Origin of the sequence: Micromonospora sp. AMSO12t, assembly GCF_008806585.1 — a bacterium.
GTDB lineage: Bacteria > Actinomycetota > Actinomycetes > Mycobacteriales > Micromonosporaceae > Micromonospora > Micromonospora reichwaldensis.
The window spans coordinates 99,911-115,143 of the sequence record NZ_WAAS01000002.1; the positions used below are offsets into that span (position 1 = coordinate 99,911).

Sequence of the window (15,233 nt, forward strand, 5' to 3'; positions counted from 1 at the left end):
ATGCCGGATCAGGCCGAGCCGAACTCTTCGTCCAGCAGGCTGAAGATCTCCTCGGCGGAGGCCGACTCGAGGCTGGCGCCCTCGTCGGCGGCGGAGTCCGCACCGGACTCGGTGTAGGTCCACAGGGAGAGCAGTTCACGCAGCCGGGCGCCGACGGCGGCCCGGTCGGTGTCGGCCGAGGCCACCGCCCGCATGGCGTGCTCCAGCTTGTTCAGCTCGCCGAGCACCGTCAGCGCGGAGGTGCTCCGCTCCGCCAGCAGCGCGCCCCGCAGGTACTCGACCAGCGCGGCCGTGGTCGGCCGGTCGTAGATCAGCGTGGACGGCAGCCGCAGGCCGGTGGCCGCGTTGAGCCGGTTGCGGAACTCGACGGCGGTCAGCGAGTCGAAGCCCAGCTCGACGAAGCCGCGCTCGACGTCGATCGAGCGGATCGACGCGTAGCCGAGGACCGCGGCGGCGTGGGTGCGGACCAGGTCGGAGAGCACCTGGTCGCGGTCGGCCTCCGCCGTGGCGGCGAGGGTCTCCCGCAGCGCCTCGGCCGGATCGCGTTCGGCGGCCCGCACCGCGCCGGTCGTCGCCGGCCGGACCAGCGACCGCAGCACCGGCGGCACCGCCGCCGGCCCGTGCCGGCCGATCAGGGCGAGGTCCAGGTTGACCGGTACGACCACCGGCTCGGCGAAGCGCAGCGCCTCGCTGAACAGGTCCATGCCCTCGTCGGCGCCGAGCGGGACGAAGCCGCCCCGGTTCATCCGGGCCTCGTCGACGTGCCCGGTCTGGCCGTCGCCGGTGTCGTTGACCCACGGCCCCCAGGCCAGCGAGAGCGCCGGGAGTCCCCGGTCGCGCCGGTGCTGGGCGAGGGCGTCGAGGAAGCAGTTCGCCGCCGCGTGGTTGGCCTGCCCGGGGCCGCCGAAGAGGCCGGCCGCCGAGGAGAAGAGCACGAACGCGGCCAGGTCCAGCTTCTCGGTCAGCTCGTGCAGGTGCCAGGCCGCGTCGACCTTGGGGCGCAGCACGGTGTCGAAGCGGTCCGGGGTGAGCGCGGGCAGGACGCCGTCGTCGAGCACCCCGGCCGCGTGCACCACGCCGGTCAGCGGCAGGTCGGCGGGGATCTGGTCGACCAGCAGGGCGAGCGCGTCGCGGTCGGTGACGTCGCAGCCGACCACCCGGGCGGTGGCGCCCAGTCCGGCCAGCTCGTCGACCAGCGCGGCGACGCCCGGGGCGTCCGCCCCGCTGCGGCTGACCAGCAGCAGGTGCCGTACGTCGTGCCGGGTCACGAGCCGTCGCGCCACGAGCCGCCCGAGCAGGCCGGTCGCCCCGGTCACCAGGACGGTGCCGGCGGCCAGGTCGGGGCCGGACGCCTCGGCCGGGGGCGGGCCGAGCCGGGTCAGCCGGGGCACCCGGAGCTGGCCGGCGCGTACCGCGAGCTGGGGTTCGCCGGTGGCCAGGGCCGCCGGCAGCAGCGCGGCGGCCGAGGCGTCGTCGTCGACGTCGAGGAGCACGATCCGGTCGGGGTTCTCCGACTGGGCGGAACGCAGCAGGCCCCAGGCGGTGGCGGCCGGCACGTCGGCGATCCGCTCGTCCGGGTCGACCCGGACCGCGCCGCGGGTGACCACCACCAGCCGGGCGGCGGTCAGGGACTCCTCGGCGAGCCACTGCTGGGCCAGCGCGAGCATGCGGTGGGCGACGCGGTGCGCCTGGCGGGCCGGGTGCGGCTCGTCGGCGGCGGGTCCGGCGCAGGTCACCACCACCGCGTCGGGCACCGGAGCGCCCGCGCGCACCTCGGCGACCAGGGCGGAGAGGTCCGGGTGCCGGTCGGCGCCGGGCCAGTCGTCGCCGAGGGCGACGAGCCGGGACGTGCCGTCGGCGCGGCCGGTGGCGGGGGCGACCCAGTCGAGGCGGTGCAGGGACCGGCTGGCCGACCGGCGGGCGGCGCTGAGCTGCTCGCCGGAGATGGGCCGCAGGACCAGACCGTCGACGGAGGCGACCGGGGTGGCGCCGGTGTCGGTGATGGTCAGGGCCACGGATGAGGCGTCGGTGGCGCGCAGCCGGATCCGCAGCTCGCGGGCGCGGGTGGGCCGGATGGTCACGCCCGACCAGGTGAACGGCAGGCCCGGGCGGATGTCGGGGCCGCCCTCGGCGCCCGACGCGCCGCCGGCGGGGTCGCCGGCCGTGGCGTCGGTGGCACCCGCCGTGGCGCTGGCGCCGATGGCGTGCAGCGCCGCGTCCATCAGGGCCGGGTGCACCGAGAAGGCCGTGGTGTCGGTGGACGCGTCGGCGTCCAGGGCGACCTCGGCGAGGATGTCCGGGCCCGACCGCCAGGCGGCGCGCAGCGCCCGGAAGGCCGGGCCGTAGTGGTAGCCCTGGGCGGCGAGCCGGGCGTAGAGCCCGTCGAGGGCGATCGGCTCGGCGTCGGCGGGCGGCCACACGGCGGCCGGCGCGGGCTCCGGGTCGACGGTGTCGGCGAGCTGGCCGGAGGCGTGCCGCTGCCAGGCGCGGGAACCGTCGGGTCCGGTGTCGTCGTCGCGCCGGGTGTGGATGGCGACGGGCCGGTGCCCGGTCTCGTCCGGCGGGCCGACGCGGACCCGCAGGTCGATCCCTCCCTCGGTGGGGATCGCCAGCGGCGCCTCCAGGTTCAGCTCGGCGACGGTCGCCGCGCCGGCCTGCCGGCCGGTCCAGGACGCCAGCTCCACCAGCGCCGTCCCGGGCAGCAGCACCGTGCCCAGCACGGCGTGGTCGGCCAGCCAGGGGTGGGTGGCGAGGGTGATTCGGCCGGTGAACAGCAGCCCCTCGTCGCCGGGCAGGTCGGCCACCGCGCTGAGCAGCGGGTGGTCGACCACGTCGAGGCCCACGGCGGGCAGGACCGAGCGGTGCGCGCCGGTGCGCTCCAGCCAGTAGCGGTTCCGGTCGAAGGCGTACGTGGGCAGGTCGACCGGCTCGGCCTCGGGCAGCAGCCGGCGGTGGTCCACCGCCAGACCCAGGGTGTACGCGGTGGCGAGGCCGGTCAGCAGCCGGGTGGCGGCGTCGTCGGCCCCGGCGAGGGTGTCCAGGACGTGGCCGGTGACACCGGTCGCGTCGAGGACGGCGGCGACCCGGTCGGTCAGCGCCGGCTCCGGCGAGATCTCCACGAAGGTCACGTGTCCGGCGTCGACGGCGGCGCGCAGGGCGGCGTCGAGCTGCTCCGGCCGGGCCGCCTCGTCGGTGCCCGGACCGGCCGGGTGCGCGGCCCCGGAATCGGCCGGGGCGTCGGCGCGGAGGTCGGCCCAGTGGTCGACGCCGAGGGTGGCCGCGTCGGCCCAGTCCCCGGTGAGCGTGGAGGCCAGCCGGGCGGTCCCGGGCTGCGGGGCGAGCCCCGCCAGGGCGACGCGGAGGCCGTCGGGGTCCAGCTCGCCGGCGGCGGCCCGGGCCCGCAGCGCCACCGTCCGGGCGGCGTCGGGCAGGGACAGCAGGCCCGCCACGTGGGCGGCCACGACCTCGCCGTCGCCGTCGCCGACGACCGCGGCCGGGGTGAGGCCGGCGTGCCGCCAGACGGCGGCGAGCGCCACCCCGACGGCGAACAGCACGGGCCGGGCCAGCTCCGGCCGCTCGCCCCAGGAGGCGTCCGCGCCGGTCAGCAGGGCGGCCGGGTCGACGTCGACCCACGGGGCGAGGGCCTGCCGGCACTCGGCGAGGGCGTCGTCGAAGACCGGGCAGCGGCCCACGAGTCCGGCCGCCGCGCCCGCCGGGGCGGCGCCCGGGAAGACGAACACCGGGCCGGCGCCGTGGTTGGCGACGGTGCCGGTCAGCACGTTGCCGGCCGGGGTGCCGGCGGCGAGCGCGTCCAGGCCGGCCAGCAGCTCGCCGGGGGTCGCGCCGAGCACCGCGGCACGCCTGTCGAACGCCGAGCGGGTCGCGGCGAGGGACCAGCCGACCGCCGCCGGGGCGAGGCCGGGGTGGGCCCGCAGGTGCCGGGCCAGCCGGGACGCCTGCGCGGCCAGCGCGGAGGTCGAGCGGGCCGAGACCGGCCACACCACCACGTCGGCGGCGACCAGCCCGGCGGCGCGTTCCCGCACCTCCGCGCCGACGGCCGGCGGCGTCGGGGCGTCGGCCGCCCCGGCGTCGGCGGGCGCGTCGGTGGGCAGCTCGACGACCACGTGGGCGTTGGTGCCGGAGATGCCGAACGAGGAGACCGCCGCGCGGCGGGGCCGGTCGACCGCCGGCCACGGCCGGGACCGGGTCACCAGCTCCACGTCGCCGGAGGACCAGTCGATGTGCGGCGACGGCTCGTCCACGTGCAGCGTCGCCGGGACGGTGCCCTCCCGCATCGCCAGGATCATCTTGATCACGCCGGCCACGCCGGCGGCGGCCTGCGCGTGGCCCATGTTCGATTTCACCGAGCCCAGCAGCAGCGGGCCCGCGTCGCCGCGGTCCTGCCCGTACGTCGCGAGCAGCGCCTGCGCCTCGATCGGGTCGCCGAGGACGGTGCCGGTGCCGTGGGCCTCGACGACGTCCACGTCGGTGACCGCCAGCCGGGCGCTGGCGAGCGCCTGCCGGATCACCCGCTGCTGGGAGGGACCGTTGGGGGCGGTCAGGCCGTTCGACGCGCCGTCGGAGTTCACGGCGGAGCCGCGTACGACGGCGAGGACGCGCCGGCCCTGCCGGCGGGCGTCGGAGAGCCGCTGCACGAGCAGCATGCCGACGCCCTCGGACCAGCCGGTGCCGTCCGCCGTGGCGGCGAAGGACTTGCACCGCCCGTCAGAGGCGAGGCCGCCCTGGCGGGAGAACTCCTGGAACGCCGTGGGGGTGGCCATCACGGCCACGCCGCCGGCCAGCGCCAGGTCGCACTCGCCGCGCCGCAGCGCCGCCCCGGCGAGGTGCAGCGCCACCAGCGACGAGGAGCAGGCGGTGTCGACGGTGACGGCGGGTCCCTCCAGCCCGAGGGCGTACGCGACCCGGCCGGAGATCACGCTGTGCGCGGCGCCGGTCATCAGGTAGCCCTCGACGCCCTCGGGGACCTCGGTCAGCCCGGTGCCGTAGCCGGAGGTGGAGGCGCCCACGAAGACGCCCGTACGGGTGCCCCGCAGCGTCGCCGGGTCCACCCCGGCCCGCTCCAGCGCCTCCCAGGACGTCTCCAGGGCGAGCCGCTGCTGCGGGTCCATGGCGAGGGCCTCGCGGGGCGAGATCTCGAAGAAGGCGGGGTCGAAGTCCGCCACGTCGTAGAGGAAGCCGCCCGCCGGGGGGTGCGTCCCCTCCGCCGGCTCGGGGATCTCCCAGCCCCGGTCGGTGGGGAACGGCGAGATGGCGTCCACCCCGTCGGCGACCAGCCGCCAGAACGCCTCCGGCCCGTCGATGCCGCCGGGGTAGCGGCAGGCCATCCCGACGATCGCGACGGGCTCGTCGGCGTCGACGACGACGGTCTGCGGGGCGTCGGCCGGGGTGGCGCCCGAGACCAGTTCGCGCAGGTGTGCGGCCAGCTCGGCGGGGGTCGGGTAGTCGAAGACCAGCGTGGTGGGCAGCCGCAGGCCGGTGGCCGCGTTCAGCCGTCCCCGGAAGTCCACGGCGGTCAGCGAGTCGAAGCCGAGGTCCTTGAACGGGCGTCCGCGCAGCTCGTCGGGCGTGGCGTGCCCCAGCACCGCCGCGGTCTGCTCGTTGACCAGCCGCAGCAGCTCCCGCTCCTGCTCCGCCGCCGGCAGCGCCGCGAGGTGGCGCAGCGGCGCGGCGACCCCGCCCGTGGGCGCGGCGGCCTCCTCCTCCTGCGCGACGAGCGCCCGCACCTGCGGCACGCCGCCCAGGAACGGGCTGGGCCGGGCCACGGTGAACGCGGGGTGGAACCGGCTCCAGTCGACGTCGGCGACGGTCACGCAGGGCGTCGGGCGGCGCAGCGCCCGGTCGAGGGCGACGAGCGCCTTCTCCGGGTCGATCGGCGGCAGGCCCATCCGGTTGAGCTGCTCGGTGGCCACGTTCTCGGCGGCCATGCCGTGTTCGCCGCCCCAGGCCGTCCAGGAGACGGCGGTGGCCGGCAGGCCCCGGTCGCGCCGGTTGACGGCCAGGGCGTCCAGCAGGGAGTTGCCGGCGCCGTAGGCGCACTGCCCGGCGCTGCCCCACACGCCGGAGATGGAGGAGAACATGACGAACGCGCCGAGGTCGCGCTCGGCGAGGCAGGCGTCGAGGTGCAGGGCGCCGAGCACCTTGCCCGCGACGACGTGGGAGAACTCGTCGAGGGTGGTGTCGGTCAGCGGGGTGAGCTGGTCGGTGCCGGCGGCGTGCACGACCGCGGTCAGGTCGGGCAGCGCGTCCACCAGGTCCGCCACGGAGCGCCGGTCGGTCACGTCGCAGGTGGCGACGGTGACCCGCCCGTCGGCGCCGTACCGGTCGACCAGGTCCGCCACGCCCGGGGCGGCGGTGCCCCGGCGGCTGGCCAGGACCACCCGCCCGGCGCCGCGGCCGAGCAGCCAGCGGGTGACGTGGCCGCCGAGGGCGCCGGTGCCGCCGGTGACCAGGACGGTGCCGGAGCACCAGTCGCCGGCGGAGGGCTCGTCCGCCGCGGGCGGGGCCGGGGTGAGCCGGCGGGCCCAGGTCCCGCCGGGCCGGACGGCCACCTGGTCCTCGCCGACGTGACCGGCCAGCACGGCGGCGAGCCGCCGGGTGGTGGCGTCGTCGACGGTGGCCGGCAGGTCGACCAGGCCGCCCCAGCGGTGCGGCTGCTCGACGGCCGCCGCGCGGCCGAGGCCCCAGACCTCGGTCTGCAACGGGTGCGCGACCCGGTCGCCCGGGGCCGCCGCGACCGCGCCGCTGGTGACGCACCACAGCGGCGCCACCAGGTCCAGGTCGGTCATCGCCTGGACCAGGGCGAGGGTGCTGGCCGCGGCCAGGGTCACGCCGGGGTGCTCGGCCAGCAGCCGGTCCTGGCCGGCGACCACGGCGAGCACGCCGTCGACCGGCCGGCCGTCGAGGAGGTCCCGCAGCCGGGCGGTGAGCGCCGCGCGGTCGAGGTCCGCCGCGCCGACGCGCAGCACCAGCGGCTCGTCGTCGCCGAAGAGCCCGGCCAGGCCGTCGGCCCACGCCGGCGCGTCGTCGGCCGGCAGCACGACCAGCCAGCGGCCCGCCGGGCCGTCGCCGTCCTCGACCGGCACGGGCTGCCAGGTCACCTGGTACGACCAGCCGTCCACGAGGGAGCGTTCCCGCCGGGAGCGGCGCCAGGAGGTGAGTACGGGCAGGGCCGGCAGCAGCGCCTGGACCTGCTCGTCGTCGTCGCCCAGCTCGCCGCGCAGCGTGTCGACGTCCGCCTGCTCCAGGGCGGTCCAGAACTCGTCGTCGCCGTCCGCCGACACGGTGTCGGGGGCGGCGGGCGGCGGCTCGGGCCAGAAGCGCTGCCGGCGGAAGGCGTACGCGGGCAGGGGCACCCGCGCGGTGTCGGCGCCGGCGAACAGCTCCGCCCAGCCGACCTCGACCCCACCGACGTGCAGCTCGGCGAGGGCGGTGAGGGCGGAGGCGGGCTCGGGGCGGTCGCGGCGCAGCAGCGCCACGGCGGCGGTGTCGTCGTCGGCGCCGGCGGCGGTCAGGACGTCGCGGGCCAGCGCGGTGAGCACGCCGCTGGGGCCGACCTCCAGGAACGTACGCACACCCAGGGCGCGCAGCTGGTCGACGCCGTCGGCGAACCGGACGGCCTCCCGCACGTGCCGCACCCAGTATTCGGCGGTGCGGATCTCGTCGGGGTCGGCGACCGTGCCGGTCAGGTTCGACACGATCGGCAGCGTCGGCGGGTGCAGTTCCAGCCCGCGCACCACGGCGGCGAACTCGGCGAGCATGGGTTCCATCAGCGGGCTGTGGAAGGCGTGGCTGACCCGCAGCGGCCTGGTGCGTACGCCCTGGTCGGCCCAGCGGCGTTCGAGTTCCTCGACGGCGTCGGCCGCGCCGGAGACGACCACGGCGGTGGGCCCGTTGACGGCGGCCACGGCGACCCGGTCCTCGACGCCGGCCAGGGCGGCCCGGACGGCGTCGGCGGGGAGCTGGACGGCCAGCATCGCGCCGCCGGCCGGCAGGGCCTGCATCAGCCGGCCCCGGGCGGCGACGAGGGTGGCGGCGTCGGGCAGCGACAGCACGCCGGCCGCGTGCGCGGCGGAGAGCTCGCCGATCGAGTGGCCGAGCAGGACGTCCGGGACGATCCCCCAGCTCTCCAGGAGCCGGAACAGCGCGACCTCGACGGCGAACAGGCCGGCCTGGGTGTAGAGGGTCTGGTTGAGCAGCCCGGCGGCCTCGTCGCCCTCGGGCGCGAAGAGCACCGGGGTGAGCGGGCGGGGCAGGTGCCGGTCCAGCTCGGCGCAGACCTCGGCGAGCGCCCGGCCGAAGACGGGGAACGCGGCGGCCAGCTCGCGGCCCATGCCGCTGCGCTGCGCGCCCTGGCCGGAGAAGAGGAACGCGAGCTTGCCGCCGCGCGGGCCGGCGCCGGTGACCAGGCCCGGGGCGTCGCCGCCGGTGGCGAGCGCGCGCAGGCCGTCGGCCAGGCCGGCGCGGTCGGCGGCGAGCAGCACGGCCCGGTGCTCGAGGCTGGCCCGGGTACGCGCCGACGACCAGCCGACGTCGGTCAGCCGCAGCTCGGGGCGGTCGTCGAGCCAGTCGGCCCAGCGGGTCGCCTGCGCGGCCAGGGACCCGGCGTCGCGGGCGGAGACCAGCACCGGCACGAGGCCGGCCCCGTCGACCGGGGCGGTGTCGGCGGCGGCCGGCACGGCGACCGGGTCGGTCGCGGCGGCGCCGTCCGGGGCGTCCACGGGGGCCGGGTCGGCGGCGGGCGCCTCCTCGATGATCACGTGGGCGTTGGTGCCGCTCATGCCGAAGGAGGAGATGCCCGCGCGGCGGGGCTGCTCCCCGGCGGGCCACGGCTGCGGCTCGGTCGCCAGCGACACCGCGCCGGCCGTCCAGTCCACGTTGGGGGTGGGCTCGTCGACGTGCAGCGTCGCCGGCACGGTCTCGTGCCGCAGCGCCATCACCATCTTGATCACCCCGGCCACGCCGGCGGCGGCCTGGGTGTGCCCGATGTTCGACTTGACCGAGCCGAGCCAGAGCGGCCGGTCCGGCTGCCGGCCCTGCCCGTACGTCGACAGCAGCGCCTGCGCCTCGATGGGGTCGCCGAGGGTGGTGCCGGTGCCGTGCGCCTCCACGACGTCGACCTGCTCGGGCGCGAGCCGGGCGCTGGCCAGCGCCTGGAGCACGACCCGCTGCTGGGACGGGCCGTTGGGGGCGGTCAGCCCGTTGCTCGCGCCGTCCTGGTTGACCGCGCTGCCGCGCACCACCGCGAGGACGGGGTGGCCGTTGCGCCGCGCGTCGGAGAGCCGCTCGACGAGCAGCAGGCCGACCCCCTCGCCCCAGGCGGTGCCGTCGGCGGCGGCGGCGAACGACTTGACCCGGCCGTCCATGGCCAGGCCCCGCTGGCGGCTGAAGCCGATGAAGGCGGACGGGGTGGACATGACGGTGGCACCGCCGGCGAGGGCCAGGGTGCACTCCCCCTGCCGCAGCGCCTGGCAGGCCAGGTGCAGGGCGACCAGCGACGACGAACAGGCGGTGTCGACGGTGACGGCGGGGCCCTCGATGCCGAGCGCGTACGAGATCCGGCCGGACACGACGCTGGCCGCGGTGCCGGTGAGGATGTAGCCCTCGGTGCCGGGCGGCGGCTGCTGGAGCAGGCCCACGTAGTCCTGGCCGGTGGTGCTGGCGAACACTCCCACCTGGTGGCCGCGCAGCGCCGAGGGGTCGAGCCCGGCGTGCTCGAACGCCTCCCAGGCGGCCTCCAGCAGCAGCCGCTGCTGCGGGTCCATGGCGAGCGCCTCGCGCGGCGAGATGCCGAAGAACGCGGCGTCGAACTCGGTGGCGGAGTCGATGAAGCCGCCCTCGGCGACGTACGACGTGCCGGGGTGGTCGGGGTCCGGGTGGAACAGCCGCGCCAGGTCCCAGCCGCGGTCGGCGGGGAACGCGGAGAAGGCGTCGCGGCGGGAGTCGACGAGCTCCCACAGCTCCTCGGGCGAGCTCACCCCGCCCGGGAACCGGCAGGCCATGCCGACGATGGCGATCGGCTCCCGGTTGGCCGCCTCAAGCTCGCCGAGCTTCCTCCTGGTCTGGTGAAGGTCCGCCGTCACCCATTTCAGGTACTCCCGGAGCGTATCTTCAGTCGCCATTGACGCCACCTCTTCGGGCCGGAAAGAAACAGGCGGCCCAATACCGTCCACAGACGCCACAAGCCGCGAAGATCTAAGCCCATTCAGCCGACCACGAATTGCCAGACAAAAAGCGTTTCAGCCCCCACCAGGTCTTACGCGCCGGACGAAAGGTAATTGTCGCCGGACTGCGGTCACAACCCCTAGCGTGCCCCTACGGGTGCCCCTAGCCCGTGTTTCGTTAGGGACTGCCGGGCGGGGAGGTGGGCCCAGCGTGGCGGTGATCGATAAGAGCGGCGCTCCGGCAGATCGGTTAGCGGCCGAGGGAATCGACGACCGACCGGAGACCTGGCGCCAGGGTAGCGGCTGCGAGGCGGCCTGGCGTGCACGACGCCCGGTGGGCGAGGCCGCGGCTCGTCCGGCCTGCGGGTGCCGGGCCGAGGGCATCCGCCATATCGGACGAAACGGCAGATCGTCGACGGGGTCCGGTGGGCCGTCCCCGCCGTCGTCCGGCTCGCCGACCACCTCGATGCCGGCCATCCGACGGTCCGGACCGGGCCCGGGGCGGGATGAGCCCGAGGTGTACGCGCCGTGGCGGACCTCGTACCGCTGGTTCGGCGCCGGTGTGGCGTGGCCACCGGGGCACGGGCTGGCCCGCGGCCCCGGGACGGTCGACCGCCGGGACACGCCTCGCCTGCGAGCAGGGCCGCAAGCATCCCGGGCAGGGCGGCCAGGACACCCACCGGAAGGCCGAGAAATCCAGCGGTGGGCGGCCGCCCCGCGTGAACCGCCGTCGACTACCGCCTGCGACGCGCCGCGGAATGGGCCGTCACACGTGCTGCGAAGCCACCGGCACTGTCGTCGTCACCAGACCGATGGCCCGAGCCGCAGCAGCGGGATTGTCACGGAAACCCACTAGTACTGCATCACGCAATAGACGACAGTCGGATGCGTGAACCGGTACCAGCGGTTCCACCGGTAGTCCCGTGTGCAGTTTCTGTCGTTGGCCGCCCCTGGGACGATGTCGACGATGTGCACCGTGCCCTTTGCCTTGCACTTCGACGCGCCGACGATCCAGCCATTGCCCTTCGGGAATTTGTAGCAGTAGTTGCGCACCAGATGGCGCTCGAGACACAGGCGGTAGCCGTCTTCCCCGATGTACGCGGACTTGGGATCAGCGCACGCGCCCTGGTCGTAGTCCACCGACACCACCCGATAGGTGCCCCGCGTGCCGTTGCAGTTGCCGACACCCAGGAAGTCGCCGTCCTCGCTGACGACGATGCACTGCCCGATCTTCGCGGGCGGCGGTGGTGGTGGGGCCGCTTCGGTCGTGGGCGGCGGCTCCGGCGGAGCGTACGTCTCCCGCGTGGACGGTGGTGGGGGTGTCGTCGGCGACGGCACGGGAGGGGTTCCGTCCGCGACGGCCACCGGCCGGCCGTCGTCGCCCCTGTTGGCGACGACCAGCGCACCGGCCGCGACCACGCAGGTCCCGAGCAGGCACAGCGCCAGCACCCCGGCGATGACACCGATGATGAGAGGTCCGTTGTTCTTCGGCGGCGGCGCCGGTGGCAGCGGTGGCGGTGGCGGTGGTGGCGATGCCGGTGGCGGTGGCGGTGGCGGTGGCGCCGCGTTGCCGGGTCCCGGTGGGGTAGCACCCTGGTCGTCAGGCACGTCGGACGTCGGAGGCAGCGTCACCCGGGCAGTGTGGCACAGCTCCACTAGGGACGGCCAAATCCCCTGCCCGGGCCTGAGTTACCGCTGGCCGGCGGCCGGCGGAACCGGAGGGGCTTCCGTCCTCAGATCGCGAATCCGCTGCCGCAGCGTGTCTTCGGTCCCCGGCGGCGGGTCGCCCCGGTGGCGGCGCCATCTGGCGAATGCCAGGTCCAGTTGCGCGGAGTGCAGACGCTTCATCCGCGTGTAGGCCGGACGGTCACCACGCAGGAGTGCCTGTAGCCGCATCCGGAGACGCAGCGACGGATTCACCAGTACGGGCACCTCGGCCCGGGTGATCGCGCCGCGCGGGTCGCACGCCTCACCCCGGAGCTGCCGATGCAGTGACCTGGTTTCCTGGCGCAGAGCGATGACGATGAGAAACAGCAGGATGGCGAACGCCGGCCCCTTGAGCACGATGAGGTTCAGCGGCTGCACAACGAACAACTGGAGCGTGGAATTGTCGGACTCCCAGTACAGGCGGCCCATTGCAAAGATGTCCCAGATCAGGTGGGCCGCGATGGCGACGGCGAAGCCGCTGCCAACGCAGACCGCCCGCCGTCGCCAGTCGCGGAACTGCATGGCGAGTCCGATGCCGGCGCCGATGATCCCCGTGTAGGTGGCATGGCTGACCAGAAGCCCGGTGACCTGCCGGTACCAGTGCTGGTAGAGCACGGCGCCGAAGTCCCCGGTCATGTAGGACATCGACTCGGCGAACTGGAAGCCGATTCCGACGCAGGCGCCGATGACGATGCCACCGAGCATGCCGTCGACGCGCCGCCAGGCGAGCAGTACGACCACGAGGACCCCGGCGCCCTTGCCCAGTTCCTCGGGGACCGCGGCGGCGGCCGCGTGACTGACGATCGCCGCGGTGCCCGGCATGAGCTCTGCCGTGATGACGACGTGCAGGATGCCCTCGACCATCTGGGCGAAGTAGGCGGCGACGAACAGACCCCAGGCGAAGGCGGCCACGACCAGTCGCCACGGTGGCTTGCGGTTGCGCTGCATCCGGCGGAACGTCCACAGCGCGAAGAGGGTCGTCGGGATGCTCAGCAGCGCGCCCCGCCAGGCGATTCCCACCTGTAGGAGGGTGAGAAGCACGATCAGGAGGGCCGGCGCGGCGAACGCCAGCGCACCGCCGAAGGCCCAGGTCTTGAAGCGGCCACGCGGCGAGGCACCCGTGGCGGAGGTCATGGCGACGACGACGGCGGCGATGCAGGCGACGAAGAGCGAGACGCCGGCGGCCCCGAGGCTGACCATGCCAAGGACGCGTACCCCGGTGCCGTCGTCCCGGATGACGGCGACCAGCGACGCCACGGCGATCATCACCAGCAACGCCTCGCCGGTGGTGAGCGCGGCGCCGAGCCGGTCGAGCCGGTACGCAGCCGGCGCCGTCGGGTCCGCCACCACCGGGTCCGGTGCCACCGGCCGGTCCACCGACCGGGGCGGCGGGGCGCCGCTCGGCTGCGTGGTCGTCTCCGTCACCGCTCGATCTCCACGTGCACCCAGACGAGCACCTCCTCCGCCCGGTTCCCCCGGACGGTGGCCAACACGAACTGGTAGGTCCCCGCGGGTACGGCGGAGGTGGCGCTCAACGGCACCGGCCTGGCCCGCAGGTCGTCGAGATCCGGCAGGTCCACGCTGTTGGTCCGGTGGCCGAAGACGTCGTACCAGCTCGCCCGCGCGGGTCGCGTGGCTGCTGCCCCGGCCACACCCTCGTCGATCGTGGCGGCCGGAATCTGCCCCTCTCGGAACCTCTTCTGCGGTCGATCGACGATGCGCGCGGTCGCCAGGTCGTACGCGTGCAGCCGGATCGCCAAGGCGGGAGAACGCTGTGGGGTGCTCGGCCAGGACACGGCCAGGACGCCGGCCGAGGCGAGGAGGACGATCACCGCGATCAGGCCGAGGACCGTCATCACGCGTACCGGAAGGTCGTCTTCCGTGGGCGCGGCCCCGTCTCCCGTGGGCGCGGCCCCGTCTGACACGGCTTCCTCCGTCCACGGTGGTGGGTTAACCTAGCCTAACCCGAAGCGACGGTCCCCCAGGTGCACGCGCTCACGCCTTCACGTGGCTCGATTCCGACGCTCGGATGGGGAGGCCATGTCTGCGGCGGTGTCGGTCGAGGTGCTGGCCGAGGGCGTACCCATCGACTGTGGCGGGATGGCCGACGGCCTCGCCGGCTGCTACGGAGCGGTCCCCGCCGTCGGCATCGCCGCGGCTGCGGTGCTCGGTGCTGCCGCCCTCGCCGGCTACACGGCGTTCGCCGTGTTCTTCCCACAGGTGCTCAACGCCCTCATGGGGATACCGGCGACGACGGATCCGATGGGCCGCAGGTCGGACTGGGCCGATGCACGCACGCACCCGCAGTCGCCGACCCGGCCGCCGGACTCGCACCTCGCCGGCGGCGACCCGGTCTACCACCGCCCCGGCGCCACGGCGATCGGCTACGACGAGTCGACCCTGCGGAACTTCGATGCCGTCGCGCCCGAGCCCGGCTACCACGACGTCGTGGTGCATGGTGAGCGCAACGGGCTCTTCCGCCCGGGCGTCGTCGGGGCGGACGGTGCCGGCCATCCCTCGAACTACACCCACCCGGCGCAGATCGCCGAGGCGATCCGCGGCAATCCGCACTACGGCGGCGGCCCGGTGCGCCTGGTGTCCTGCCACTCGGGCACCGTGGCGCCCGACGCGGGGGTCGCGCCGCCGGCCCAGCAGGTCGCGGACGCGCTGGGGGTGACGGTCATGGCACCCACCGACGCGGTCGGTGTGAACCGGTATGGTCCAGCGGGGCAGGTTCCTCGGATCAGGAACGGCGGCCAGTGGGTGACCTTCTATCCCGGTGGGAGGACAGATGGGTGAGCCGGCGTTGCGGTTCGCCGGGATGTTCCGCGAGCTGGGACCCGTCGGCCTGGACCTGGTCCAGGAGAGCATCTTCGACAACGTCTCCGCCGAGGAGCTGCCGGATGTCGACGAGGTCGTCCGCTACCTCAGGGGCGGATACGTCCTCATCGACATGATGGACCTGGCCGACGACCCGTTCGACTCGACGCGACAGATCATGAACGGGTCGACGATCCGCACCGACGGTGACTGGCTGTGGCGCGACGACCTGGCGTACCACGTCCACCGGCACCGGGTGGCCCTCCCCGACGAGTTCCTGGCGCTGATCCGCGAACGCCGCTACACCGTGCCGCACCGGGACGAGGAGCTGCTCCGCGAGAGGTCACTGGTGGCCGAGGAACTCGTGTTCTGACCACAACGCCCTGGTCGAGGTCCGAAGCGTCCGCGCCGGCGGCCTGCTGAACGCTCCGGCGCACCGTCCTTGCGGGCCGTGGCCGGGCGGGTGCGGCACCCCGCCCGACCACGGGCGGCGCGACCGCCGACGACGGTCGCGCCAACCCGTTC

Annotated in this window: 6 protein-coding genes; 2 read left to right on the forward strand and 4 right to left on the reverse strand. The window is 75.4% G+C overall.

Annotation, left to right across the window (positions count from 1 at the left end):
* Positions 1–8 precede the first annotated feature (8 nt).
* The 4 genes from F6X68_RS00830 to F6X68_RS00845 all read right to left on the reverse strand — a co-directional run bounded on the left by F6X68_RS00830 (position 9) and on the right by F6X68_RS00845 (position 13,744).
* The gene (locus F6X68_RS00830) at positions 9–10,139 is read right to left on the reverse strand and encodes a type I polyketide synthase (RefSeq protein WP_151452413.1); all 10,131 of its coding nucleotides are present in this window, start codon (positions 10,137–10,139) and stop codon (positions 9–11) included.
* An 894-nt stretch (positions 10,140–11,033) separates the two neighbouring features.
* Positions 11,034–11,813 (reverse strand): hypothetical protein, encoded by a 780-nt coding sequence (locus F6X68_RS33345; protein WP_192581215.1) that lies wholly within the window; start codon positions 11,811–11,813, stop codon positions 11,034–11,036.
* A gap of 57 nt (positions 11,814–11,870) precedes the next feature.
* Entirely contained in the window at positions 11,871–13,313 is a 1,443-nt protein-coding gene (locus F6X68_RS00840) for a PrsW family intramembrane metalloprotease (protein ID WP_151452414.1), read from the reverse strand.
* A complete protein-coding gene (locus F6X68_RS00845) occupies positions 13,310–13,744 on the reverse strand; it encodes a hypothetical protein (protein WP_151452415.1) in 435 nt (144 codons plus the stop codon). The genes F6X68_RS00840 and F6X68_RS00845 overlap by 4 nt, the downstream gene beginning before the upstream one ends.
* A gap of 184 nt (positions 13,745–13,928) precedes the next feature.
* Here F6X68_RS00845 and F6X68_RS33915 point away from each other — a divergent pair, with 184 nt between their 5' ends.
* Both F6X68_RS33915 and F6X68_RS00855 read left to right on the forward strand, forming a co-directional pair.
* Positions 13,929–14,687 carry a hypothetical protein gene (locus F6X68_RS33915; RefSeq protein WP_225851877.1) on the forward strand — a complete coding sequence of 253 codons (759 nt, stop codon included), beginning with the start codon at positions 13,929–13,931 and terminating at the stop codon, positions 14,685–14,687.
* Entirely contained in the window at positions 14,680–15,081 is a 402-nt protein-coding gene (locus tag F6X68_RS00855) for a hypothetical protein (RefSeq protein ID WP_151452416.1), read from the forward strand. Before F6X68_RS33915 ends, F6X68_RS00855 begins: the two co-directional genes overlap by 8 nt.
* Positions 15,082–15,233: the final 152 nt, after the last annotated feature.